Source organism: Stenotrophomonas sp. 05N423, from assembly GCF_056397145.1.
Genome location: NZ_JBFTMV010000003.1, coordinates 283,910 through 308,500, shown reverse-complemented (window position 1 = coordinate 308,500; position 24,591 = coordinate 283,910). Strand labels below are relative to the sequence as shown.

The following is a 24,591-nucleotide window of genomic DNA, read 5'->3' as shown; positions in this document are numbered from 1 at the left end:
GCGCGATGGGACTGCGCGCGATCCTGCATATCGGCCTGCATGTGGCGGTGCCGGCGCTGCTGGCGTGGCTGTTCTGGCGTCCGCGGTTCGGCCGCGCCTGGCTGCTGATGCTGCTGGGCTGGGTGATCGACCTGGACCATCTGCTGGCCGATCCGATCTACGCGCCGGACCGCTGCAGCATCGGCTTCCACCCGCTGCACACCGCACCGGCGGCCGTCGTCTACGCCGGCCTGCTGCTGCCGCGGCGCACGCGCTTGTTCGGCATCGGCCTGCTGCTGCACCTGGCACTCGACGCCATCGACTGTGCCTGGATGCGCTGCGGCGGTTGATGCCCGCCGCGCAGGCTTACCAGCCGCCGTACCAGGGGCCGGGGCCGTAGCCGAACGGGCCGGCGCCCTTGCCCTGGCTGACATGGATGTTCAGGTCCACGCGCCGGGTCTTGCCCTCGTCGGTGTTGTAGTTCTTGCCGAGGTTGATGTCGGCCGAACTCCAGTGGCTGTTGCCGAAGGCCTTGGAATAACCGATGCCGGTGCTGAGCGTGCCGTGCACCTGCAGCTTGTCGTCGACCACCGTCGCGGCCGTGGCGTCCTTGCGCGGCAGCGGGCCGCTGTGGTCGCCGTAGTAGGTGCCCGGGGCATCGGCCTGGTAGGACGTGTCGTTGAGGTAGCGCAGCGGCGCCTGCGGCACGCTCAGGTCCAGCGAACCCGGTGCGGTGCCGACAGGCTGCGCCATCGCCAATGCCGGTGCCAGCAGGCAGGCAAGCATCATGAGGAACCGGTTCATCGCGCTGGCGCTCCTGGCTGGGGCCGTCATCGTGGCAGGTGGGACACGCCGACGCTACCGCGGCAGCGGTGAACCAGGGCTGTCATGGCCGGCGCGCTCACGCCAGGCGGGCGGAACCGGACAGCCGCCGTAACGGCTCAGATGGTCGGATGGCCGGTGTGCGGGGTGTGGATCAGGCGCTCCACGTCGAAGCCCTGCTGGCGCGCGTAGGCGATGTAGTGCTTGCGCGTGGTCTCGTCCATGCGCGGCTCGCGCGCCAGCAGCCACAGGTATTTGCGGTCCGGGCTGCCGACCAGCGCCGTGGTGTAGCCGCCATCGACCAGGATCACCCAGTAGTCGCCCTTGGTGAACGGAATCCAGCGCAGCCCTTCGGGCAGGAAGCTCACCTCCAGGCGGCTGTTGGAGGCATCGACCGGCCGGGCCTGGCCGATGGCTTCCTCCAGCTCGCCATCGCGCAGGCAGCGATTGCGCACGCGGATGCCGCCATCGCCCTCGAGCGTGTAGTGCGCGCTGACGTCGGTCGCGTCCTCCGGTTCATGGCGCATCGGCAGGCGGTCGATCTCGTACCAGGTGCCGAGATAGCGCGGCAGGTCGAGGTTGGCCACGGCGGGCAGGGGAGGATGATTCATGGGGAACTCCGGCAGCGGTTGACCCAGGGAGCTATAGGCCTGCCGCGGTGAATGCGATGTGCCCAAGCATCCGCCCGTGGCATCGCGACGCCCTCCGGCAACGCGCTTGCGTTAGGCTTGCAGCTCCGAAAACGGGAGAGGCCGATGTACGCCGTGATCCTTCTCAGGGACCCGGAGCGCTTTGCGCGCGAACGCTGGGAGCAGGTGCCGGACCTGGTCGACTACGAGGGCGACAGCTACTCGCTGCGTGCCGGGCCGCGGCAGCCGTTGCCGACCGACCACGCGTGGGATCCGGTGGCGGTGTATGCGCTGGACGAGCTCACCGAGGAAGAGTTCCAGGAGCTTTACGAATCGCATCGGCCGCACGTGGCCGAACTCGGCCTGAAGTACTGAGCCGGGCCGCGGCGCGGGCGCTGTCCGCCGGCTGGGCAACGATGCGGCATGGACAACTGCGCCGCCGTTGGCGGGCGTGGACGCGGGCTGACTTATAGTCCGCACACGCGCGGTGCTCCGCGCATGCCCGCGGACCCGCCGTCTTGTTCTTCCGTCACCGTTTCCCGTTGCTGCGCGCGCTGTTGCTGGTATTCCTGCTGGTCGGGAGCGGCGCATCGCCCATGGCGGCTGGCGCCGCCGACACGGCCGCCGACGCACCATCGCCGCAGGCACGCATCGGCCAGGCCGAGCGCGCGCTGCAGGCGGTGCGTCGTTCGCTGGACGACGCCGACGCACCGGAGACGCTGAGGACGCTTTCCGAACAGGCGCTGCAGGCCAGGCGCGATGCCGACGCGGCGGTGGCCGCGCTGGCGCCGCAGTTGGAGCAGGTCGACGCGCGCATCGCCCAGCTCGGGCCGTTGGACGACGGCGCTACCGAGGAGCGCAGCATCACCCGCCAGCGCAGCGCGCTGGACCAGCAGCGCAGCCAGCTCGATGCGGACATCAAGCGCGGCAAGCTGCTGGCCGAGGACGCGCGGCAGCTGGGCGATTCGATCGAGAAGACGCGCGCGCAGCAGTTCGGCGAGCAGCTCGGGCGCAAGGTCGGCTCGCCGCTGTCGCCAGCGCTGTGGCGCCAGTTCGCCGCCAGCCTGCCCGATGACCTCGTGCGCCTGCAGGGCCTGTACCGGCAGGCGGCCGGTGGATTGAAGACGGCCGTGGCCGCGCATGGCTGGACATCGCCGCTGCTGGGCGCGGCGCTGGCGCTGCTCATGGTGTTCCCGCTGCGGCTGTGGCTGCGCCACCTCGGCCGCCGCTATGCTGCATCCGACCATGCGCCGGCCGGGCGCCTGCGCCGCTCGGGCCTGGCGGTGTGGCTGCTGCTGGTCGGCACCCTGCTGCCGGGCTTCGCCGCGATGGTCGTGGTCGCCAGCCTGCGCGGGATCTCGGCGATTCCGCCGCGGCTGGAATCGGTGGCCGACATCTTCGTCATGGCCACCTTCGTCGCCGCCTTCTACGCGGCGCTGGCGGCCAGCCTGCTGGTGCCGCACCGGCCGTCGTGGCGGCTGCTGGGCATCGACGACGCGGCCGCGCTGCATCTGCGCCGGTTCGCCTGGGGGGCGGCCGGGGTGACCTGGCTGGCCGCGCTGCTGCGCGAGATCAACCGTTCGGCGCGCACCTCGACGGTGAGCACGGTCACGCTCGATGGCCTGGTCGCCCTGAGTTATGTAGCGCTGATCATGGCGGCGCTGGTGACACTGGCGCGGCTGCACCGGCGCCGCGCCGCCGAGGCCGCGCTGGCCGAGCAGCAGGCCGGCGCATCGCCCGACGCCAAACCGCCGCGCGCAGCGCGCAGCGGCTGGCTGGTGCTGGCGCGCCTGGGCGGGCACCTGACCGTACTGTCGGCGCTGGTGGCGGCGCTGCTGGGCTACCTCAACTTCGCCATGTTCGTCGCCCAGCAGATGGTGTGGATCACGGTCGTGGTGATGGCGGTGGCGCTGCTGACCCGGTTCGCCGACGACCTGTCGCTGTGGCTGTTCGCCCCGGACAGCGCCTTCGGCCGTACCCTGCGCCTGTCCACGGGCGTGCAGCCCGCGCGGCTGGAACAGGTGGGCGTGCTGCTGTCGGCGGCGCTGCGGATCGGCGTGGTGCTGCTGGGCGTCGCCGCCGTGGTGGTGTGGTTCGGCAACGCCGCGGCGCTGTCCACCTGGGCGGACACGGTGAATGCCGGCCTGAAGATCGGCGGCCAGACGCTGCGTCCGTCGTCGCTGCTGTGGGCCATGGTGGTGCTGGTGCTCGGCCTGGGCCTGATGAAGGTGCTGCAGCAATGGCTGGTGGACACCTGGCTGCCACGGACCGGCCTGGACAGCGGCGCGCGCAACTCGATCAGCACGGTTGCCCGTTACCTGGGCATCGCGCTGGCGGTGCTGTGGTCGCTGGCCACGCTGGGCATCGGCTTCGAGAAGCTGGCGCTGCTGGCCAGCGCGCTGTCGGTGGGCATCGGCTTCGGCCTGCAGGCGATCACCCAGAACTTCGTCTCCGGCCTGATCCTGCTCGCCGAGCGCCCGGTGAAAATCGGCGACTGGGTAAAGATCGGCGACCAGGAGGGCGACATCCGCCGAATCTCGGTGCGTTCGACCGAGATCCAGGCAGGCGACAAATCCACGCTGATCGTCCCCAACTCCGAGCTGATCACCAAGACCATCCGCAACATGACGATGGCCAATGCGCTGGGCCGCATCCAGATACAGTTCTCGGTGCCGCTGGGCACCGATGTGGGGCGCATGCGGCAGTTGCTGCTGGACCTGTTCGCGGGCAACGAGAAGGTGCTGGCCGAGCCGGCGCCGTCGGTGTTCATCGACTCGATCAGCGGCGGCCTGGTGGCGTTGAACTGCTTCGCCTATGTGTCCAGCCCGCGCGCGGTCTATGGCGCGCGCTCGGACCTGCTGTTCGAGCTGCTGCGCATCACTGCCGAGCAGGGCATCGCGCTGGTGACGCCCGCCGACGTGCGTCTGGTGCCGGTGGATCCGCAGGCACCCGGAACAGCGACATAGCGCCCTGTAGGAGCGCACTTCAGTGCGCGATGAGGCTTTCCCGGTAGAGCCCTTTCGCGCACTGAAGTGCGCTCCTGCGCAAAACTCAGGAGCGCGGCCGGACGCGTATCGCCGGCACCAGCGCGTAGCTGTCCACCGCGAGCTTCTCGGCATGGCCAAGCCAGGCGCGGATCTCCAGGTCGTCGATCTCCTCGTCCAGGCCCAGTGGCAGGGTGATGCGGCCGTCGCTGTCCGGCAGCACCCATTGCTGGGCCACCACCACCTTGCGCTGCGAGGACACCGCCTCGACCCAGAACGCGCGTTCCGGGCGCTGGCTGGCATACAGCTCCAGTACGTACTGGCCCGGCCGCGTGTGCTGCGCCTGGCGGCTGATCATGCGCGACTGGCGCACGCTCGGGCGCGGGCCATGGAACGGCGCCAGCGGCGCATCCACGGCGATGCCGCGACGCAACTGCGCATCGCGGTACAGGCGCATGCCCTGGTCGCTGTCCACCAGCAATGCGCACCAGTCGCCATCGGCCGAGGCGTCCTCGAACGCGGTGCAGCGGTCCACGTACGCCAGGCGGTGACTGGGATCGGCCTCGTCGAACCTGCGCGAGGTGTTCTCCAGGTACACCGATTCCAGCGCCCACTGCGCGTCGTATTCCAGCAGTACCGGTGGCTGCACCTTCTGCACGCCGACCAGCACCTGGCCGTCGTCCAGGCGCAGCATGCGGGTCTTCTCGCCCAGCCACAGCGAGCGGGCGAAGGCACGGTAGCGCGCGTAGTCGGACGGATCGGCCTTGAGCGCGGCGACGCTGGCGCTGGCGGTGCGCGGCGCGGCCAGCAGCGAACGGCCGAAGCCGATCGCATCGATGCCCGGGTCCAGCAACTGCAGCAGGGTCGCGCCCGAATCCAGGGTGGTGCCGGCGCTGGCGGTCAGCTGGCGCGGTGCGATGTCCTTGCCCAGGAACAGCAGCAGGTTCTCGCGCTGCAGGTTTTCCAGCACATCGCTCAGGTCGTTGGGCATGGCCAGGTGGTCGGAGGCGACCACCACCAGGGTGTCGTCGCCGAACTCGCTGGCGCGGATGCGATCCACCAGCCGCGAGATCAACCGGTCGGTGCACTTGAGCGCCTTGAGCAGGCCGATGTCGCCATGCGCGCTCGGGTAGCGCATGCCCTTGCAGGCCACCGGCAGGTGCCCGGCCGGATGGTGCGTGTCCATGGTCAGCGCGGTGAGCATGAACGGCTGGCCGGCGCGCGAGAGTTCGACGAAACGGTCGAAGGCGCGTTCCAGCAGCACGTCGTCGTGGATGCCCCAGTTGGAGAAATGCTTGCCTGCGATGCGCTGTTCCTTGAACCAGGCCAGGTCGCGGATATCGTCGTAGCCATGGCTGGCGAGGAAGTCGGCCTTGGCCGCGAACTGGCCGTTGGCGCCGCCCATGTAGTGGTTGCCGTAGCCCTGCTGCTTCAGGTAGTCGCCCAGGCAGAACGCCTCGGGCAGGAAGTGGCCCATGCGGCCCATGCTGTTCTCGTCGCCCTGCGCGGTGGTCAGCGGTACGCCGCACATCGACGAGACCAGGCCGGCGATGGTCCAGCCGCTGCCGTCGGCCGAGGCGATGCCGCGGAAATCCAGCGCTTCGCCAGCGAGGCGGCGCAGGTTGGGCATCAGCCCGGGAAACGCCTGCTCGTCCAGATAGGTGCGTTCCAGGCTCTCGCCGTAGATCCATACGATGTTCTTCGGCCGCGCCAGTGCCCGCGCGGGGACCGCGTACTCCGGCGCCACCGCGCTGTAATCCACCGGCTTCATCTGCTGGTAAAGGCGGCGCGCATCGCCATACAATGGGCTGCCCACCACGGAAGCCACCAGCAGCGCGGCGAAGGCCGCCGACAGTCCAGCGCCGTACCGCGGCAGGCGGAAGCGGCGCACGCGCAGCAACAGCAGCGGCGTCAGCGACAGCAGGGCAAGCGCGACGAACGCGATGATGTAGCCATTGAAATCACCGACCCCGGCACCTTCCATGTCGCTGCGCAGGTGGTAGAGCGTGGCCGAGTTGATGCCGTCGCCGCTGAGCCGGTCGACCAGCCACCAGGTGCTGGATGCCAGCAGCAGCAATGACAGCAGGCCCGCCTTGAGCCGCGCCAGCATGGGCGTGGACAGCAACAACAGGAACAGCGCGGGCAGGTACAGCCAGAAGGTCCAATGCATTCGGTCGCTTGGGTAGTGGAAACGGAAGGCGCCTCGACGCGGGGGAGGAGCGGCGCGATCCACAGGCCCATGTCAGGCTCATGAAACGTGGATGACAGAAATCATGCACAGACAAACCTGACTGAAATGTTTGCTGGAAACGGCACAGTGCGCGGCATGTTGCTGCCGGCATTCCATGTGTCGCGTTGCGTCCTGAAAGCGCCGTGGCGCGGTGCGTCGCATCCGGTGACGGCGCGATCCGCACTGCCATCGATTCAGATGTATGGGCCCACGTGTGACGGATATGGCCGGTTTGCCGGCACTTTTGCGCTCGTGCAGCGCCGGTGATGCTCAGCGGTGCCCGCGTTCCTCGCGCGCACGCGCACGGGTGCGCCGGTCGAACAGCAGCGCACTGAGGATCAGGCCCAGGCCGATGACTACGCCGATCAGGAACAGCAGCATCGCGAACGCCGGATAGCCGAACAGCGAGAAGCGGCTGGGAACGCGCATCAGCAGGGCCGAGGACAGCAGCAGCGCGGCGGTGATCAGGCCGGCGGCGATGCGGTTGGCGACCTTCTGGATGTTCTCCATCAGCCGCGATTCCTCCAGCCCGGTGACCTTCATCTGCAGTCGGTTCTCGGCGACCAGGCTGAGGATGTCGGACATGCGCCGCGGCCCGGTACGCAGCAGCTGCTGCAGTTCCATCGCTTCGCTGGCGAGGTTGGCGACCGACAACGATTTGACCAGGCGCGCGCGCATCACGTGCTGCAGCTGGCGTTCGACTACCTGGCGCGTGTCCAGCGCCGGCGCCAGCAGCCGGCACGCGCCTTCCAGGTTGAGCAGCGCCTTGCCGAGCAGGCTCAGTTCCGGCGGCGTGCGCAGGTTGCAGGCGGTGGCGATGCGCACGATCTCCAGCACCACGCGGCCCTCGGACAGGGTGTCGTTGGCGGCGTAGCGCGCGATCATCTGCCCGGTCAGGCGCAGGTAGCGCTCCTCGTCGTAATCCTCCAGGCGCGTGCTGATACCGATGATCTCGTCGGCCACTTCCTCGCCGCGCCCGTCCACGGCGGCGAACAGCACCTTGAGCAGGCGCTCGCGCAGGCGCGGCGGCACGTGCGCGACCATGCCCAGGTCGAACACCGCCAGGCGCTGGTCGCCGGTCACGCGCAGGTTGCCGGGGTGCGGGTCGGCGTGGATCTCGCCATGCACGAAGATCTGGTCGAGATAGCCGCGCACCAGCGCCGCGGCCAACGGCAGCATCGACTGCTCGGTACGTCGTACCGGCGGAATCGCGTCCACGCGCACGCCATGCACCAGCTCCATGGTCAGCACCCGCCGCCGGCACAGGTCCCACAGCGGCTGCGGCACCCATAGTTCCGGATAGGGCGCCAGGTGCTGGCCGAAGCGCGACAGGTTGGTGGCCTCGGCTTCGTAGTCCAGTTCCATGCGCAGGGTCGTGGCGAACTCGTCCAGCCAGTCGGCGAAGCGCACGCGGCGGCCGACGCGGGTGAGGTGGTCGGCGGCGCTGGCGAAGCTGCGCAGCACGGCGATGTCCGAGCGCAGCTGGGCGGCGACCTCGGGCTTCTGCACCTTGATCGCCACCTCGCGGCCGTCGTGCAGCACGGCGCGGTGCACCTGGGCGATGGAGGCGCAGCCCAGCGGCTCGGGGTCGAACAGGGCGAACAGCTTGCCGACCGGCGCGCCGAGTTCTTCCTCGATCACCGCGCGGATCTGTTCCACGGGGATGGGCGCGACCTGTTCCTGCATGCGCTCCAGCGCGGCCACGTACTCCAGCGGGATCATGTCCGGCCGCGTGGACAGTACCTGGCCGAGCTTGACGAAGGTGGTGCCCAGCGCTTCCAGGTCGGAGACGAACTGCGCCGGGTCGGCATCGTCGGGAAGCTTCGTGTTGCGCGGCAGTTCGCCGTCCAGCTGCAGGCCGGAGAAGACTCCTGAGTTGCGGTAACGCAGCAGCAGCCGCAGGATCTGCTGGCGCCTGCTCATGCTGCCGACGGTCGTGGGAGCGGCCGGATCGTGTTTCGCTGCAGTCAAGGCGTTCTCCCGCACGGCATGATCGGGCAGTGTCACCGCCCGGCGGTGGTCGGCGGGTGAATGCAGGCGGCCATGTCGCTCCGGCCCGCGATGCGGGACAATCCACGCATTCCCCAAGCGCCCACGGTGCCTCATGGCTGGAGCCGGCCTGTTCGCCCTGCTCGACGATATCGCGACCCTGCTCGACGACGTTTCCATCCTGACCAAGGTCGCGGCCAAGAAGACCGCTGGCGTACTCGGCGACGACCTGGCGCTCAACGCGCAGCAGGTCACCGGCGTCAGCGCCGCGCGCGAACTGCCGGTGGTATGGGCGGTGGCCAAGGGGTCGCTGCTCAACAAGGCGATCCTGGTGCCGGCGGCCCTGGCGATCAGCGCATGGCTGCCCTGGGCGATCACGCCCTTGATGATGCTCGGCGGCGCCTTCCTCTGCTATGAGGGCGTGGAGAAACTGGCGCACAGATTCCTCCATGGCAAGGAGGACGAGCAGCGGCATACGGAGCGCGTACAGGCGCTCGCCGACGCCGACGTGGACATGGTCGCCTGGGAAAAGGACAAGGTGCGCGGCGCGATCCGCACCGACTTCATCCTTTCAGCCGAGATCATCGTGCTGTCGCTGGGCGTGGTGGCGCACGTGCCGTTCCTGCAGCGCGTGCTGGTGCTGGCGGCCATCGCGCTGGCGATGACCGTGTTCGTCTACGGGCTGGTGGCCGGCATCGTCAAGCTCGACGACATCGGCCTGTGGCTGATGCGTCGCGGCCGGGCTGCGGCCGCGTTGGGCCGCGCCATCCTGCGCGCGATGCCGTGGCTGATGCGCGGCCTGTCGATCGCCGGGACCGCGGCGATGTTCCTGGTCGGTGGCGGCATCCTCGTGCACGCGATACCGGCCCTGCACCACCTCGTGGTGGGCTGGATCCCCTCGCCGTCCTGGGAGATGGCGGCCAACGCACTCGGCAGCGTGGTGGTGGGTATCCTCGCCGGCACGCTGGTGCTGGCGGCGGTGATGCTGGTGCAGCGCCTGCGCGGTGGCAAGCCGGCGCATTGAGCGGCGTCCGTCATTCGTGTCGGGCATCCATCCAGTGCCGGTGGCAGCCTGGCCTTTTGCGTCTGGCTGCGATCCGCAGAAAAAGCGATCGCCGGGCAGGTAGCCTGATGGTCGAAGCAGAGCATGACTGCGCGGATGGGGGCGTGGAGATCCGGGCGGTTTTGTCGGCGCGGATCACTCGATAGATCCGGATATGTCCGTGCGCCATGTGCTCATTGCGCACGGTGATGGGGGGATGGAGCGTGCAGGGGGCCGGATGTCCTGTCTGCGATTCCGCTGGTCGCACCGAGAAGGGTGGATGCGTCGCTGTCAGCTCTGACAGTTGCATGCACGCATGTATTCCGGCTCAAATCCCTGGATTCGCGGCGCATGGATGCCGTGTCGTGCGTGCCGACCCGGATGGATGCCGGCGTGTTGTATCGATCATCAGACAAGGGGAAATGATGCTGAAGCTGTCTTCCTGCGCCCTGGGCGTAGCGCTCTCGTTCGCGTTGATGCCGGCGGCGTACGCCACGGGCGGGCCTCCGGCGCTGCCGCGCGCCGTGACGGCCGGGCCGTGCGTCGAGGGCATCTGCGAGTACCGCCTGCCAAACGGCCTGCGGGTGCTGCTGTTCCCCGATGCGAGCAAGCCCACCGTCACCGTCAACCTGGTCTATGGCGTGGGCTCGATGCAGGAGAACTACGGCGAGACCGGCATGGCGCACCTGCTGGAGCACCTGCTGTTCAAGGGCACGCCCAGGCACCCGGACATCCCCGGCGAGATGCAGCAGCGCGGGGTGAACAAGAACGCCACCACCTCGCTGGACCGCACCAACTATTTCGCTTCATTCCCGGCCAACGACGACACGCTGGACTGGCTGCTGGCGCTGGAAGCGGACCGCATGATCAATTCCAACGTCGCCAAGGCCGACCTGGATAGCGAGATGACCGTCGTCCGCAACGAGATGGAAGCCGGCGACAACAATCCCGCCGGCGTGCTGATGAAGCGCATGCGCTCGGTCGCCTACGACTGGCACAACTACGCCAACCTGCCCATCGGCGCGCGTTCGGACGTGGAGAACGTGCCGATCGGCAACCTGCAGGCGTTCTACCGCACCTGGTACCAGCCGGACAACGCGCTGCTGATCGTGGCCGGCCGCATCGACGCCGACAAGGCGCTGGCGCGCGTCGCCGCGCATTTCGGGCCGCTGAAGAAACCGGCGCGCGTGCTGCCGGCGTTCCATACCGTCGAGCCGACACAGGACGGCGAGCGCGAGGTGACGGTGCGCCGCACTGGCGACCTGTCGCTGGTGGCCGCCACCTACCACGTGCCGGCGCTGGCGCAGGCCGACAGCGCGGCGCTGGCGGTGCTGGGCAACGTGCTCGGGCATACACCCAGCGGGCGCCTGCACAAGGTGCTGGTGGAAACCAAGCTGGCGGCGGGTGCGGGGGCCGGCAGCGGGAGCATGCGCGATCCGGGGCTGTTCAACGTGATCGCGGTGTTGCCCAAGGACGGCGACGCCGGCAAGGCCGAGGCCGAGCTGCTCCGGCAGGCCGAGGCCGTCGTGGCCCGGCCGGTGACCGAGGAGGAGGTGGACGCGGCGAAACAGCGCATCGCCAACGACCAGGAAAACCTGCTCAACAACGTCAACGCGGTGGCGATGGCGTTGTCGGAGTACCAGGCGGCCGGCGATTGGCGCCTGCTGTTCGTGCAGCGCGATGCCATCGCCAGGGTGACGGCCGCGGACGTCAACCGGGTGGCCGCGGCCTACCTGAAGCCGAGCAACCGCACGCTCGGCCGGTTCGTGCCCACCGACGCGCCGGACCGCGCCGAGGTTCCCGCCGCGCCGGCGATCGCCAGCGTGGTCGACGGCTACACTGGCCGGGCGGCGGTGGAAGCGGGCGAGACGTTCGAGGCGACGCCGCAGAACATCGCCGCGCGCACGCAGACGTTCACGCTGGGCGATGGCCTGAAGGTGTCGCTGCTGCCGCGCCGGACCCGCGGGCAGACGGTCACGGTCAATGCCAGTTTCGATTTCGGCAACGAACAGGCGGTCACCGGGCGCGACACCGCCGCGCAATGGGTGGGCTCGATGCTGCTGCGGGGCGCCGCAGGGCAGAGTTACGAGCAGTTGGTCGCCCGTTTCGATGCGCTCAAGACCGCGGCGTCGATCAGCGGCAGCCTGCAGGGCGCGCAGATCCACCTTGCCGGCAAGCGCGAAACCCTGGCCGAGGCGCTGGCGCTGGCCGCGCAGGTGCTGCGCCAGCCGGACTTCCCGCAGGACCAGTTCGAGCAGCTGCGCCTGCAGACCATCACCGGCATCGAGGCGCAGCGCAAGGAGCCGGGCATGCAGGCGTCGATGGCGATGGCGACGTACTTCGATCCGTGGCCGGTGGGCCATCCGTTGCATGCCGATTCGCTCGACGAGTCCCTGGCCAAGCTCAAGGCGCTGAAGCTGGAAGACCTGCGCGCCTGGCACCGTGATTTCTACGGTACCGCCAGCGGCCAGATCAGCGTGGTGGGCGACTTCGATCCCGAAGCGGTGAAGACGCAGCTGCAGGAACTGTTCGCCGGCTGGAAGTCGCCGGTGCCGTATGCGCCCATCGCCACCCGTTACCAGCCGCGCGCCGCGCACCGCGAAAGCTTCACCACGCCGGACAAGCCCAACGCGGTGCTGCTGGCGCGGCAGAACGTATCGCTCAACGTGGCCGACGCCGACATGCCGGCGCTGAGCATCGCCGTGGACATCCTGGGCGGCGACCCGCTCAAGTCGCGCCTGGCCGACCGCATCCGCCAGCGCGAAGGCCTGAGCTACGGCGTGAGCGCCGGCCTGCGCGCGGATGACAGCCGCATCGGCCGCGACGACAACGGCAGCCTCACCGTGCAGGCCATCGCCGCGCCGGAGAACATGGGCAAGGTCGAGACCGCATTGCGCGAGGAACTGGCGCGGCTGGTCGCCGATGGCGTGACTGCGCAGGAAGTGCGCGATGCCGTCGCCGCGCGCATCGTGCAGCGCGAACAGTCGCGCGCCAGCGATGCCGCGGTGGCCGGCCTGCTGCAGGGCCTGCTCGACTACGACCGCACCATGTCGTTCGTGATCGAGCGCGATGCGGCCTACCAGGCGCTGACGGTCGAGCAGGTCAACGCCGCCATCCGCAGGCACCTCAAGCCGGACAGCCTGAGCGTGTTCGTGGCCGGCGACTTCAAGTAAGCGGATGCCGGGGCGGCCGCGTGCCGCCCCGGTCGTATCGATGCATGCGCGCCCGTATCGGCCCGGGCAGCGCCGACGCCGGTGCTAGTCGGCGTTGCCCACCCGGTCGCGACCGGCCTGCTTGGCCGCGTAGAGCGCGCGGTCGGCGCGCTGCAGCAGGGCGTCGGCGGATTCGCCCGGGCGCCATTGCGCGATGCCGGCGCTGAAGCGGACGTGCACGCGCTGGCCTTCGTGCAGGAACGGGCGGTGGGCGAGGGCTTCCTGCAGGCGCCGCAGCTGTGCGTCGGCCTGGTCCTGCGGCATGCCGGGCAGGACCAGAACGAATTCGTCGCCGCCCAGGCGCGCGACCTGGCCGTGGCTGCCCAGGCGCGTCTGCGCGGTGGCCACCAGGTGGCGCAATGCGTGGTCGCCGCCGGCATGGCCGTAGTCGGCATTGGTCTGGCTGAAATGGTCCAGGTCCAGCATGGCGATGCTGAGCTGCGCCTGCGCGCCGCCCATCGCGTCGGCGAGTAGTTCCTGCAGCCCGCGCCGGTTCAGGGCGCCGGTCAGCGGATCGGTACGCAGCTGGCTGCCGGCTTCCTCCAGCTCGCGTTCGAGCTGCTGCACGCGCTGTTCGGCGGCCAGCGCTTCGGCGCGCGCGCTGGCCAGGCGGTCGCGCGCGCGCAGGGCCTGCGACTGCAGGCGGGCGGTGTCCTGCAGCACGTTCTGCAGCAACTGGCCGAGGTCGGCGAGGCTGCGCGCCTGGCGCACGGCGACCGCGTAACTGGCGATGCGGTCGTGGTACTCGCCGGTCTCCGAGGCCATGCCGTCCACCTGCTCGACGAAATCGACCATCAGGTCGCGCATCGCCGCCTTGGATTCCTCGAGGCCCTGCTTGAGCACGCCCTGCCGGTAGATCACCTCGCGCAGGTCATTGCGGGTGCGCTCCAGCGAGGTGCGGTCCAGCGGCCCGACGAGCATCTGCCGCACGTTGCCGATCTGGCCATGCAGCCAGCTGCCGCCATCGATCAGCTCGGCGATGTTCTGCAGCAGCAGGTCGAACAGGTTCAGCAGCAGGTCGTGCTGTTCGTGCAGCACGTCGTTGCGCACGCCGACCTGGTGGCAGAGTTCGCGCAGGTGCTGCTCCACCGGCTCCAGCGATTGCCCGGACTGCCAGCCGCGCAGTTCCTCGCCCATGCGCCGGGCCTGGGTTTCCAGCTCCGGCGCCTGCTGCAGCAGGCTGGACAGCACCGCGCCGAGGGTGTTGCGCAACATGTCGCGCAGGCGCTCGGCCTCGCTGTTGCCGGCGTGTGCGGGTTCCAGTTCGATGGTGCGGATGTACTTGTCGATCAGCTGGCGAAGCAGGCGACCGTAACGTTCCCACTCCTGGCGGTCGTAGGCGCTCTGCAGCAGGCGGCCGAGGTCGCCCAGTTCGCCGGGCAGGCTGGACATGCCCTGGGCGAAGGCGTGCAGCAGCGCTTCCGGCGCATGCGCGTGGGTGAACATCCGTTGCAGCGGCGCCGCGCCGTGGCCGTGGGACGCGCCCGTCGGTGCGGGTGCAGGTGTGCCGGGGGCGGATGCCGGTGCCTCGGCCATGGCCTGGCGGCGTGACAGGATGCGCCCCAGTCCGGCAGGCTTGGGGGGCGGTGTGTCGGTGCTGTCGGCCATCGCGGGGCGGTTCCGGGCGGGAGGCGCGGCCGGGCCGCGGGCGGGGATCGATGCCCCCATTATCGGCATGGCAGGAGCCGGCTTGAACAGCCGGGCGAAGGAGGAACGGGATGCGCGTATTGCTGGCCGGGGCCACCGGACTGGTCGGATCACAGGTGCTGCAGCGGTTGCTGGCCGACGCGCGCTGCACGGCCGTCGTCGCACCGGGGCGCAGGGCGTTGGCCTTGCAGGATCCGCGCCTGCTCAGTCCGCTGCTGGACTTCGACCGCCTGCCGGCGGAGGTGCCCTGGTGGCAGGTGGACGCGGCGATCTGCGCGCTGGGTTCGACCCTGAAGCAGGCCGGCTCGCGCCAGGCCTTCCAGCGCATCGACCACGGCTATCCGCTGGCCATCGCGCGCGCCGTGCGCGCCCATGGCTGCACGGTCTTCGCCTTGAACTCGGCGATGGGCGCCAATCCGGGCTCGCCGTTCTTCTACAACCGGGTCAAGGGCGAACTGGAGCAGGACCTGCGCATGCTGGAATTCGCGTCGCTGGCGCTGGTGCGGCCGGGGCTGATCGGCGGCGAGCGCGCCGAACCGCGCCCCGGCGAGCGTGCCGCCGCACGGGTACTGGGGGCATTGGCGCCGGTGCTGCCGCGCGCGTGGCGCATCAACCCGGCCGGGCATATCGCCGATGCGCTGGTCGAAGCGGCGCTGGCGCCGCGGCCGGGCGTGCAGGTGATAGGTTCGGCACTGCTGGCGTAGGCGCGGCGCGAGGGCGGGCCAGTGGCGGCTGCGACGCCTGTCGGCTGCCCCCGGCGCGGGATGCGCTCAGGCCGGCAGCGACTGGCCGCCATCCACCGCCAGCACCTGCCCGGTGATCCAGCGGGCAGCGGGCGAACACAGGAACACCGCGGCCGCAGCCACGTCGTCGGCATCGCCGAAGCCGCCGAACGGAATCCGGTCGCGGATGCGTTCGTACAGCGCCGGCTCGGACGTGCGGCGCTGCTCCCACAGCCCGCCGGGAAACGCGATGGAGCCGGGGGCGATGGCATTGACGCGGATGCGCTCGCGCGCCAGTTCGGTGGCCAGGGTGACGGTGTAGTAGTCCAGCGCCGCCTTGGCGGTGGAATAGGCGGCCGCGCGCGGTGTCGGCACGCGGCCGTTGATCGAGCTGACGTTGAGGATGGCCGGTGCCGCGCTGCGCCGCAGGTGCGGCAGCGCGAAACGGTTGGTGCGCACGGCGGCCATCAGGTCGACGTCGAAGCCGGCCTGCCAGCTGGCGTCGTCGTTGCCGTTGCCGAACCCCGAGGCGTTGTTGACGACGATGTCGATGCCGCCCAGCGCGGTGGCGGCCGCGTCGACCCAGGCTTCGATCTGCGCCGGATCGGCCAGGTCGCAGGCCTGCACGTGTACATGGGCGCCGCCGGCTTCCAGCGTTTCCTGCGCGCGCCGCAGGCCGTCGGCACCCCGCGCGCACAGGCCCAGCCGCGCGCCCTGCCGGGCGAATGCGCCGGCAATGGCCAGGCCGATGCCGCGGCTGCCGCCGGCGATCAGGACACGGGCACCGGCCAGGTCGGGAAGGGACATTCTCGGACTCCGTCGGAGGGAAAGGCGGACATTGTCGCCGCAACGACCCGCGCTCATTCCCAGGCGTTGGCGGGCTGCCCCTGGTCGGGATGGTGCATGCGCACCACGCAGAAACGGTGGCCGGTGGGCGCTTCCATCACCCACCAGCGCTTGACGAAGCCGATGCGGCGTGCGCCCAGGGCTTCGAGCCGGTCGGCTTCGGCATCGATGTCGTCGGCCTCGATATCCAGGTGCACGCGCGAGGGGTGGCCGACGCGCTGCACTTCCACGTGCAGGCCGCCGGGCGCGCCGAGCAGTTCGGCGTACTGCGCGCCATCGGCGTCGGTCTCGGCGGGGCGGGACGGCAGCCCGAGCGCGGCGCTCCAGAACGTGGCGGCGGTGTCGCTGTCGGTGTCCTGGCAATCGATGATGAAGCCGGCCAGACGGCTGCGATGGGCCATGGGAGCGCTCCTGCGGTGGGAACGGCGAGCCTAGGCCCGCGTCGGGGAAGCGCGCGTGGACGCCGTTGCACGGGCCGGTGCGCCAAGGTGCCATGCGGCGCCGCACAGGGCGCCGTAGACCAGCCACTCGGCCAGCCGTTGCAGCAGGCCGCGCCAGGGCTGCAGTTCCGGTGCTGCCATCAGCACGAACAGCAGCAGCCATGTCACCGCCAGCGCGATCCACAGCAGGCGGAAGCCGATGCGCAGGCGTGGCGCGGTCGCCAACAGCAGCAGGCCCAGTGCGGTTCCGCCGTACGTGAACACGCCCAGCAGGGTATGCAGCTGCTGGCTGGCGCTGCCGCCCGTCGGGCAGCCGAGATCGCAGGGCGCCAGTGCCGAGCCGATCCAGGCCAGCGGCTCGCACAGCAGCAGCCAGTAGCCGAACCGGCTGGCGCCGCCGACCGGCGCGAAGCGCGCGGTGGCCACCAGCAGCCAGGCCGCGATCAGCCCCACCGGGACGAAACCAGCCAGGCTGATCAGCCGTGCATGCGTGCTGCCGCTGGCGCCCAGTTCGCTGATGTACTGCGTCAGGTGCGAATAGCCAGGCTTGAGCAGCGCGCCGCCGAACAGCATGCCGAGGTAGACCAGGGCGAACAGCACGACGATCCGGCGGGGATGGTGCATGGCGGCTTCCGGGTGCGAGGGTTGCGCCGGATCAGCGCGGGGCGTTGGCAAGAAACAGTTCGACCTTGCCACAGGACGGACAGGCGTGCAGGTCGAATTCCTCGCGGTTCACCAGCAGCTCGCCGATGCCGCCAAGCAGGAACGGCATGGCCTGCGAGCCCTCATGGAAGCGCTTGCGGCCGGCGAACACCATGGGCGTGCCGGGGCAACGCAGGCAGTGGAGCAGGCGCGGCGGCCAGGCCAGCGGATCGGCGTTGTCGGGCCGGAAGGCCGGGTCCGCGCTGCCGTCGGCGCGCGTGCCGCATTTCCAGCATTGCTCGAAACCGTCTTCGTTGCTTTCCCTGCAGTCCGGGCAGATCCAATGGGTCATGGCGGTATTGGGTAGAGACGATTCCGCATCGTAGCTCGACCGGGCTTCGCCGCGATGGCCGGAGTTTCAATCGATGCGCTTCCCGGCAGCCCCGGGCCGGCGACACGAAGACCGCCACCGCGGAGCGCGGCAAAAAAGGAATCGCCTGGAGCGATTCCCGACATCGCTTGTCGATGGCCCGCAGGGTTGCCGCCAGGGAGGGCGGCAACAAAGGAATCGCCTGGAGCGATTCCTGACATCGCTTGTCGATGGCCCGCAGGGTTGCCGCCAGGGAGGGCGGCAACAAAAAAAGCCCGCATCGCTGCGGGCTCAAGTCTTGCTGCAAAACGGTTGCCGTGCGGCGGTCAGTTCGGCCGGGCCAGGTCGTCGATCAGCACGCGCAGGAAGCGTGCGGCCTCGCCGCCGGTGCAGGCGCGGTGGTCGAAGGTGACCGACAGCGGGATGACCTTGTGGGTTTCCACGCCGCCCATCACCGGCGTCACCTGGAAGCGGGCGCGGCCGGCGGCGACGATGGCCACGCACGGCGGCACCACCACCGGGGTGGCGTAGCGGCCGGCGAACATGCCGAAGTTGGACAGGCTGATGGTGTAGCCGCTCAGTTCCGACGGCGCGATGCTGCGGTCTTCCACCTGCTGGCGCAGGCGGTTGATGCCTTCGCGCACGCCGCGCGCGTCGAGCATGTCGGCGTTGCGCAGCGCCGGCACGAACAGGCCGTCGTCGGTGTCCACGGCGATACCGATGTCCACCTGCGCGTGCAGGGTGCGGGTGAGGTTGTCGCCGTCGAACCAGGAGTTCATCGCCGGCACCGCCTGGCAGGCCGCCACGATCCCGCGCACCAGGCGCGAGGTCATGTCGTTGCCCGGCGCCCACGCATGGATGTCGGCGTCGTCGGTCAGCGTGGTCGGCACGACCTTGCTGTGCGCATCGGCCATCACCCGCGCCATGTTGCGGCGCACGCCCTTGAGCGGTTCCGGCTGGCCCTTGGCGACCACGCCCGGCGGAGCGGTGCGCATCGGCTTGCCGGCGGCTGACAGCGGCGTGCGCGCGGCTTCCACGCGCACGGCCGGTGCCGGTGCGGCGGCCGCCTGCGGCGCGGCGGCGGGCGCCGAGCCGATACGCGCGGTGCCTGCAGCGGCGGCCTGCTTGACGTCGTTCATCGTCACCGCGCCATCGGCGCCGGTGGCGCGCACCAGCGCCAGGTCCACGCCGAGCTTGCGCGCCATCGCGCGCACCGCCGGCACCGCCTTGACGCCGCCCACGGCCACGGCCTGTTCGGTGTGCACGGCATTGGAGCTGACCATCGCGCCGACCACGGTGCCTTCGTCGGCACGTTCGGCGGCGGCCGGTGCCGGGGCGGGAGCCGCCGCGGGTGCCGGTGCCGGTGCGGCCGGAGCGGGCGTGCCGTGGTGATGGCCGGTGTCCTGGCCTTCGGCGCGTTGCGGCAGGTTCGGGTCGATCTCGAACTGGGCCAGCATGTGCCCGGTCACCACGATGTCGCCGGCGGCGCCGGCCAGCTTCAGCACCTTGCCGGAGACCGGCGAGGGCACTTCCACCACGGCCTTGGCGGTCTCCATCGACACCAGCGGCTCGTCCAGCTTGATCACATCGCCTTCCTTGACGAACCACTCCACGATGGTTGCGTCCGGCAGGCCTTCGCCCAGGTCGGGCAGGTTGAAATTCTTGGTCTGGCTCATTTCAGGGGGTTTCTTCCAGTAGTTCCAGGTCGCGTGCCGGCAGCCAGCCGAGCGCGCCGTTGGCGCGTTCGGCCCACCACCAGCCACCGTGTTCGTGATGCAGTCGCACCATTTCGCCGCTGTCCACGTCCAGCTCCTGCGCGGTGTAGTCGCGCAGCGCCTCGGCGCGGCCGTCGTCGAGCACGCGCAGCCACGCCACCGGCGCCCAGCCGGCGCGGTTGTCGGCGGTGCGTACCCAGGCGAAGTCCGGCCATTCCTCGTCGCGCACGCCGAGCTGGACGATCTCGCCGGCACGGAAACGCAACGGCACCGGGTACTGGCTGCGGTAGGCGCTGAGCAGTCGCGCGCGCATGTCAGCCCGCCGCCACCGCGCGCCTGGCTGCCGCCACGATCCGCTCCACGCTCGGCAGGTACTTCATTTCCAGGCGGAACAGCGGGATGTGGGTGTCGTAGCCGGTGACGCGTTCGACCGGCGCGAGCAGGTCGTACATCGACTCCTCGGCCAGGCGCGCGGCGATCTCGGCGCCGAAACCGGCGGTCTTGGGCGCTTCCTGCACGATCACGCAGCGGCCGGTCTTGGCCACCGATTCGGCGATGGTGGCGAAGTCCAGCGGGCGCAGCGTGGCCACGTCGATGACTTCGGCGCTGATGCCCTCGCCAGCCAGCTTGTCGGCCGCTTCCAGCGCTTCCTTTACCTGCGCGCCCCAGGTCACCAGGGTCACGTCGGTGCCGTCGCGCAGCACGAAGCACACGTCCAGCGGCAGCGCCTCGCCGTCGTTGGCGACCACTTCCTTGTACTGGCGGTAGATGCGCTTGGGCTCCATGTAGATCACCGGATCCGGCTCGCGGATCGCGGCCAGCAGCAGGCCGTAGGCGCGCTGCGGGCTGGACGGCAGCACCACGCGCAGGCCCGGCACGTTGGTGAAGATGGCTTCGTTGGCCTCGCTGTGGTGTTCCGGCGCGCGGATGCCGCCACCCCACGGCACGCGCAGCACCATCGGGCAGTGCAGGCGGCCGCGGGTGCGGTTACGCAGGCGCGCGGCGTGGCAGATGATGTGGTCGACCATCGGGTAGACGAAGCCGTCGAACTGGGCCTCGGCTACCGGCTTCATGCCCTGCGCGGCCAGGCCGACGGTGAGGCCGGCGATGGTGGTCTCGTCCAGCGGGGTGTCGAGCACGCGCTGCGCGCCGAACTGCTGCTGCAGGCCGGCGGTGGCGCGGAACACGCCGCCATTGACGCCCACGTCCTCGCCCAGCACCAGCACCGACGGGTCGTGCTCCATCTCCCATGCCAGCGCCTGGGTCACGGCTTCGATCAGGGTGATGGGAGTGGCGGTCATGGTGGTTTCTCCGCTGGCGCCTGCGGCGCCGTGGTCGCTGACGGGTTCGTGGCCGGCGTGCGCGCCAGTGCTGCGCTTCATGTCATCCATGGCGCTGCTCCAGGGCGATGGCGGCGGCGCGCTGGGCCAGCAGGTCCGGCGGCGGGTCGGCGTACAGGTAGTCGAACATGGCTTCCACCGGCTGCACCGGGCAGTTGAGGTAGGCATTGACCTCCTCGTCCACGCGCGCGCCGCATTCGGCGATCCAGTTCTTTTCTTCTTCCTCGTTCCACACGCCCTGCGCGGTCAGGTATTTGCGCAGGCGGATCAGCGGCTCCTTCAGCCACGCGGCCTTGACCTCGGCATCGTCGCGGTAGCGACGCGCGTCGTCGGCGGTGGTGTGGTCGGACAGGCGGTAGGTGAGGAACTCCAGCACCGTGCCGCCCTGGCCGGACAGGGCGCGCTCGCGCGCCTGCTCCATCGCCGCCAGCACCGCGATCAGGTCGTTGCCGTCCACCTGCAGGCAGAACAGGCCGCCAGCCAGGCCCTTCTGGGCCAGGGTTTCGGCGCCGGTCTGGGCAGCGCGCGGCACCGAGATCGCCCAGCCGTTGTTGACCACGCACAGGATCAGCGGCAGCTGGTAGGCGCCGGCCGAGTTCACCGCGGCGTAGAAGTCGGTCTTGGAACTGCCGCCGTCGCCGCACACGGTCACCGCCACCTGCGGCTTGCCCTGCAGCTTGAACGACAGCGCCGAACCGGCCGCGTGCAGGCATTGGGTGGAGATCGGGACGCAGATCGGGAAGTCGCGCACCGCATCACTGTTGCGGTCGTAGTCGCTGCCGCGCTCGTCGCCGCCCCAGTACATCAGCACGTCGCGCGGACGCACGCCGCGCATGAACATGGCGCCGTACTCGCGGTAGCTGGGGGCGAACACGTCGCCGGGCCGCATGGCCGCGCCGATGCCGACGTGGGCCGCTTCATGGCCGAGGCAGGAGGCGAAGGTGCCGAGCTTGCCGGTGCGCTGCAGCGCCACGGCCTTGGTGTCGAACACCCGGGTGGCCAGCATCTGCCGGAACATCGGCAGCAGCGCGCGCGCATCGCGCAGCGATGCCGGCAGGTCGTCGCGTACCAGGGTGCCGTCGGCATCCAGGTACTGCAGGTATTCGATTTGGAACTGGGCGGAAACCGTCATTGCAGCAACACCTTGGACAGATGGTTTCAAATGATAGGAATTGCGCATGGTAAGGACTCGGGCCGGAAAAGCCGTCCTGCGCCGCAGCACGAATTTCCGCGCGCCAGCCCATGCACGGTCCGGACGGCGCATGGATGCTGCGCATTCAGCCTGTCGCGGCGACCGCGGACGGATTGTCGCGCCGGTTGCGGTTGCAAGTGTTGGCATTCCGTTTGCGCGCCGGCGGCGGCCGGCCGCCGCGCTGCGTTACCCTTTGCGCCCCGCGCAGATGGCAAGGCCGATGACCGTAGAACAGAACCAGCGTGAGCTCGAAGCCGGTATCCACACCGACCTGCACGGCCGGCTCACCTATGGCGGCTACCTGTGCCTGGACCGGCTGCTGTCGGCGCAGCAGCCGCTGTCGAACCCGGCGCACCACGACGAGATGCTGTTCATCATCCAGCACCAGACCTCGGAGCTGTGGCTGAAGCTGCTCGACCACGAGCTGCGAGCGGCCATGGGCTTCCTGCAGCGCGACCAGGTCTGGCAGTGCCGCAAGGTGCTGGCGCGCGGCAAGCAGGTGCTGCGCCAGCTGACCGAGCAGTGGTCGGTGCTGGAGACACTGACCCCATCCGAGTACATGGGCTTCCGTGAGGTGCTCGGGCCGTCCTCGGGCTTCCAGTCGCTGCAGTACCGCTGCATCGAGTTCCTGCTGGGCAACAAGAACGCGGACATGCTGCTGGTGTTCGGGCACGACCCGGACGGGCAGGCGAAGCTGCGCCAGGCGCTGGAGGCGCCGAGCCTGTACGAGGAATTCCTGCGCTACCTGGCGCGCTTCGGCCATGCCGTCCCGCCCACCTACGAAGGCCATGACTGGACCCTGCCGCATGTCAGCGATCCGGCGCTGCGCCCGGTCTTCGAGAACATCTACCAGGACACCGACCGCTACTGGCGCGAGTACTCGCTGTGCGAGGACCTGGTGGACCTGGAGAGCCAGTTCCAGCTGTGGCGCTTCCGCCACATGCGCACGGTGATGCGGATCATCGGCTTCAAGCGCGGCACCGGCGGCTCCAGCGGCGTGGGTTTCCTCAAGCAGGCGCTGGAACTGACCTTCTTCCCCGAACTGTTCGAGGTGCGCACCAGCATCGGCGGCGAACCGGCGGCACCGGCGGGGGCCTGAAAGGCCTGCGTATTCAGCGGCCTGGCGCTGGCCGATGGCCGCTTCTGGCCGCCAACGCCGGGCTGGCGGCGGCGATCTGGCCGCTTCGCTGTGGATTTGACGTGAAGCCAGCGCTTCTGTGATCCTCGCCCGTCGCGCCGGTTCCGGCCGACTTTTCTTGCTTTTAGCCCAACGAATCACAGGGGAATCCCGCATGAGCGCTGCCGCGCCGAATTCCGCAACGACCCCGGCGCCCGTGCCGGAGTTCAAGAACCTCCTCGGCCACCCGCGTCCGCTGTGGATGCTGTTCATGACCGAGTTCTTCGAGCGCTTCGCGTTCTACGGCATCCGCTGGGCGCTGACGCTGTACATCGTCGCCCAGTTCTCCGAAAGCCAGGCCGGAGCCAGCAAGCTCTACGGCGCCTACCTGGCGCTGGTCTACGCGGCGGCGCTGTTCGGCGGCTTCGTCGCCGACCGCATCATCGGCTACCAGCGCTCGATCCTGATCGGCGCGGCGGTGATGTCGCTGGGCCTGTTCCTGATCGCCATTCCCGACGACCAGGTGTTCCGCCTCGGCCTGGCCACGGTCATCGCCGGCAACGGCCTGTTCAAGCCCAACATCTCCAGCATGGTCGGGCAGTTGTACGGGATCAACGACTCCCGCCGCGACTCGGGCTTCACCATCTTCTACATGGGCATCAACGCCGGCGCGCTGGTCGCTCCGGTGCTGACCGGCATCCTTGCCGAGAACGTGTTCGGCACCGAGGCCATGCCGGCCTACAAGTACGTGTTCATCGCCTCGGGCTTCGGCATGCTGGTCAGCCTGGTGTGGTTCTGGATCGGCCGCCGTCAGCTCGGCACCATCGGGGCCGCCCCGGCCGGGGCCGGCATCGGCCGCACCCTCGCGGTGCTGGTCGGCGCGCTGGTCGCCGTGCCGGTGGCCTACGGCCTGCTGTCGATCGACGCCGGCATCCTCGGCTGGATTCTGGGCGCGCTGTTCACCGCGCTGTGCGTGATGATCCTGGTCGAGGGCGTCCGCGAGGGCAAGGTCGCGCGCGACCGCTCCATCGCCATGCTGATCATCTTCGTGTTCAACGTGCTGTTCTTCATGTTCTTCGAACAGGCCGGCAGTTCGTTCAACTTCCTGGCGCAGAACATCGTCAACCGCGACCTGTCCGGCTGGATGTTCCCGGTGGGCTGGTTCCAGTCGGTGAACTCGGTGGCCATCCTGGCGCTGGGCCCGATCTTCGTGTGGCTGTGGACCGCGCTGGGCTCGCGCAACCCCTCGATCCCGCGCAAGTTCGGCCTGGGCCTGATCTTCAACGGCCTGGCCTTCCTGCTGCTGATGTACGCGCTGTCCTCGCTGGTCGACGGCGCCGGCAAGATCCCGTTCTGGACCCTGTTCATGGTCTACGTGATCCAGACCGTCGGCGAGCTGTGCCTGTCGCCGATCGGCCTGTCGATGACCACCAAGCTGGCCCCGCTCAAGGTCGTCGGCCTGGCGATGGGCGGCTGGTTCCTGTCCACCGCCATCGGCAACAACCTGTCGGGCATCTTCGCCGCGGTGGTCAGTGGTGAAAGCGGCATGACCGTCGAATCGGCCCTGAAGGGGTATACCTTCGGCTTCTGGTCGCTGCTCGGCGCGGGCGTGCTGCTGTTCCTGATCGCGCCGCTGGTGCAGAAGCTGATGCATGGCGTGAAGTGAGGAAGCA

At 69.6% G+C, this 24,591-nt stretch carries 21 protein-coding genes; 8 read left to right on the top strand and 13 right to left on the bottom strand.

Annotated elements, in window-relative coordinates; all coding sequences use genetic code 11:
* Positions 1-5: 5 nt before the first annotated feature.
* Positions 6-329, top strand: coding sequence for a DUF6122 family protein (locus tag AC1DGW_RS07810; protein ID WP_478021262.1), 324 nt, complete (start codon positions 6-8; stop codon positions 327-329).
* 16 nt (positions 330-345) lie between these two features.
* Here the strand turns inward: AC1DGW_RS07810 and AC1DGW_RS07805 are convergent, their stop codons facing one another.
* Together AC1DGW_RS07805 and AC1DGW_RS07800 are read right to left on the bottom strand one after the other, a co-directional pair.
* On the bottom strand, positions 346-783 hold the full coding sequence (locus AC1DGW_RS07805) for a hypothetical protein (protein ID WP_478021260.1): 438 nt from the start codon (positions 781-783) through the stop codon (positions 346-348).
* Positions 784-920: 137 nt separating this feature from the next.
* On the bottom strand, positions 921-1,412 hold the full coding sequence (locus AC1DGW_RS07800; RefSeq protein WP_478021258.1) for a lipocalin family protein: 492 nt from the start codon (positions 1,410-1,412) through the stop codon (positions 921-923).
* A 144-nt stretch (positions 1,413-1,556) separates the two neighbouring features.
* On the opposite strand from AC1DGW_RS07800, the gene AC1DGW_RS07795 reads away from it, so the two are divergent.
* Both AC1DGW_RS07795 and AC1DGW_RS07790 read left to right on the top strand, forming a co-directional pair.
* Complete coding sequence (locus tag AC1DGW_RS07795; protein WP_478021256.1) at positions 1,557-1,805, top strand: hypothetical protein; 249 nt, start codon at positions 1,557-1,559, stop codon at positions 1,803-1,805.
* A 221-nt stretch (positions 1,806-2,026) separates the two neighbouring features.
* Positions 2,027-4,396 carry a DUF3772 domain-containing protein gene (locus AC1DGW_RS07790; RefSeq protein ID WP_478021502.1) on the top strand — a complete coding sequence of 790 codons (2,370 nt, stop codon included), beginning with the start codon at positions 2,027-2,029 and terminating at the stop codon, positions 4,394-4,396.
* A gap of 85 nt (positions 4,397-4,481) precedes the next feature.
* Here the strand turns inward: AC1DGW_RS07790 and AC1DGW_RS07785 are convergent, their stop codons facing one another.
* Together AC1DGW_RS07785 and AC1DGW_RS07780 are read right to left on the bottom strand one after the other, a co-directional pair.
* Positions 4,482-6,584, bottom strand: a complete 2,103-nt coding sequence (locus AC1DGW_RS07785; RefSeq protein ID WP_478021254.1) for a phosphoglycerol transferase I — start codon at positions 6,582-6,584, stop codon at positions 4,482-4,484.
* A 330-nt stretch (positions 6,585-6,914) separates the two neighbouring features.
* Positions 6,915-8,567 (bottom strand): ABC1 kinase family protein, encoded by a 1,653-nt coding sequence (locus tag AC1DGW_RS07780; RefSeq protein ID WP_478021500.1) that lies wholly within the window; start codon positions 8,565-8,567, stop codon positions 6,915-6,917.
* A gap of 181 nt (positions 8,568-8,748) precedes the next feature.
* Here AC1DGW_RS07780 and AC1DGW_RS07775 point away from each other — a divergent pair, with 181 nt between their 5' ends.
* Together AC1DGW_RS07775 and AC1DGW_RS07770 are read left to right on the top strand one after the other, a co-directional pair.
* Positions 8,749-9,657, top strand: coding sequence for a DUF808 domain-containing protein (locus AC1DGW_RS07775; protein WP_478021252.1), 909 nt, complete (start codon positions 8,749-8,751; stop codon positions 9,655-9,657).
* A gap of 443 nt (positions 9,658-10,100) precedes the next feature.
* Positions 10,101-12,848 (top strand): M16 family metallopeptidase, encoded by a 2,748-nt coding sequence (locus AC1DGW_RS07770; protein ID WP_478021250.1) that lies wholly within the window; start codon positions 10,101-10,103, stop codon positions 12,846-12,848.
* A gap of 84 nt (positions 12,849-12,932) precedes the next feature.
* Here the strand turns inward: AC1DGW_RS07770 and AC1DGW_RS07765 are convergent, their stop codons facing one another.
* Positions 12,933-14,495 carry a GGDEF domain-containing protein gene (locus AC1DGW_RS07765; protein ID WP_478021248.1) on the bottom strand — a complete coding sequence of 521 codons (1,563 nt, stop codon included), beginning with the start codon at positions 14,493-14,495 and terminating at the stop codon, positions 12,933-12,935.
* 110 nt (positions 14,496-14,605) lie between these two features.
* On the opposite strand from AC1DGW_RS07765, the gene AC1DGW_RS07760 reads away from it, so the two are divergent.
* Complete coding sequence (locus tag AC1DGW_RS07760) at positions 14,606-15,238, top strand: Rossmann-fold NAD(P)-binding domain-containing protein (protein WP_478021245.1); 633 nt, start codon at positions 14,606-14,608, stop codon at positions 15,236-15,238.
* Between the two features lie 66 nt (positions 15,239-15,304).
* Here the strand turns inward: AC1DGW_RS07760 and AC1DGW_RS07755 are convergent, their stop codons facing one another.
* The 8 genes from AC1DGW_RS07755 to pdhA all read right to left on the bottom strand — a co-directional run bounded on the left by AC1DGW_RS07755 (position 15,305) and on the right by pdhA (position 21,741).
* Positions 15,305-16,063: an SDR family NAD(P)-dependent oxidoreductase gene (locus AC1DGW_RS07755; protein ID WP_478021243.1), complete on the bottom strand. Its 759-nt coding sequence runs from the start codon at positions 16,061-16,063 to the stop codon at positions 15,305-15,307.
* 53 nt (positions 16,064-16,116) lie between these two features.
* Entirely contained in the window at positions 16,117-16,503 is a 387-nt protein-coding gene (locus AC1DGW_RS07750) for a VOC family protein (protein ID WP_478021241.1), read from the bottom strand.
* A 30-nt stretch (positions 16,504-16,533) separates the two neighbouring features.
* Positions 16,534-17,166, bottom strand: a complete 633-nt coding sequence (locus AC1DGW_RS07745) for a DUF998 domain-containing protein (RefSeq protein WP_478021239.1) — start codon at positions 17,164-17,166, stop codon at positions 16,534-16,536.
* 31 nt (positions 17,167-17,197) lie between these two features.
* Positions 17,198-17,536 carry a hypothetical protein gene (locus tag AC1DGW_RS07740; RefSeq protein ID WP_478021237.1) on the bottom strand — a complete coding sequence of 113 codons (339 nt, stop codon included), beginning with the start codon at positions 17,534-17,536 and terminating at the stop codon, positions 17,198-17,200.
* A 344-nt stretch (positions 17,537-17,880) separates the two neighbouring features.
* The gene (locus tag AC1DGW_RS07735) at positions 17,881-19,230 is read right to left on the bottom strand and encodes a dihydrolipoamide acetyltransferase family protein (protein WP_478021235.1); all 1,350 of its coding nucleotides are present in this window, start codon (positions 19,228-19,230) and stop codon (positions 17,881-17,883) included.
* 1 nt (position 19,231) lies between these two features.
* Positions 19,232-19,582: an SH3 domain-containing protein gene (locus tag AC1DGW_RS07730; RefSeq protein WP_478021233.1), complete on the bottom strand. Its 351-nt coding sequence runs from the start codon at positions 19,580-19,582 to the stop codon at positions 19,232-19,234.
* Between the two features lies 1 nt (position 19,583).
* A complete protein-coding gene (locus AC1DGW_RS07725) occupies positions 19,584-20,660 on the bottom strand; it encodes an alpha-ketoacid dehydrogenase subunit beta (RefSeq protein ID WP_478021231.1) in 1,077 nt (358 codons plus the stop codon).
* Positions 20,653-21,741: a pyruvate dehydrogenase (acetyl-transferring) E1 component subunit alpha gene (pdhA, locus tag AC1DGW_RS07720; RefSeq protein WP_478021229.1), complete on the bottom strand. Its 1,089-nt coding sequence runs from the start codon at positions 21,739-21,741 to the stop codon at positions 20,653-20,655. The genes AC1DGW_RS07725 and pdhA overlap by 8 nt, the downstream gene beginning before the upstream one ends.
* A 280-nt stretch (positions 21,742-22,021) precedes the next feature.
* Here pdhA and AC1DGW_RS07715 point away from each other — a divergent pair, with 280 nt between their 5' ends.
* Complete coding sequence (locus AC1DGW_RS07715) at positions 22,022-22,900, top strand: tryptophan 2,3-dioxygenase (RefSeq protein WP_478021227.1); 879 nt, start codon at positions 22,022-22,024, stop codon at positions 22,898-22,900.
* A gap of 193 nt (positions 22,901-23,093) precedes the next feature.
* Positions 23,094-24,584, top strand: coding sequence for a peptide MFS transporter (locus AC1DGW_RS07710; protein ID WP_478021224.1), 1,491 nt, complete (start codon positions 23,094-23,096; stop codon positions 24,582-24,584).
* Positions 24,585-24,591: the final 7 nt, after the last annotated feature.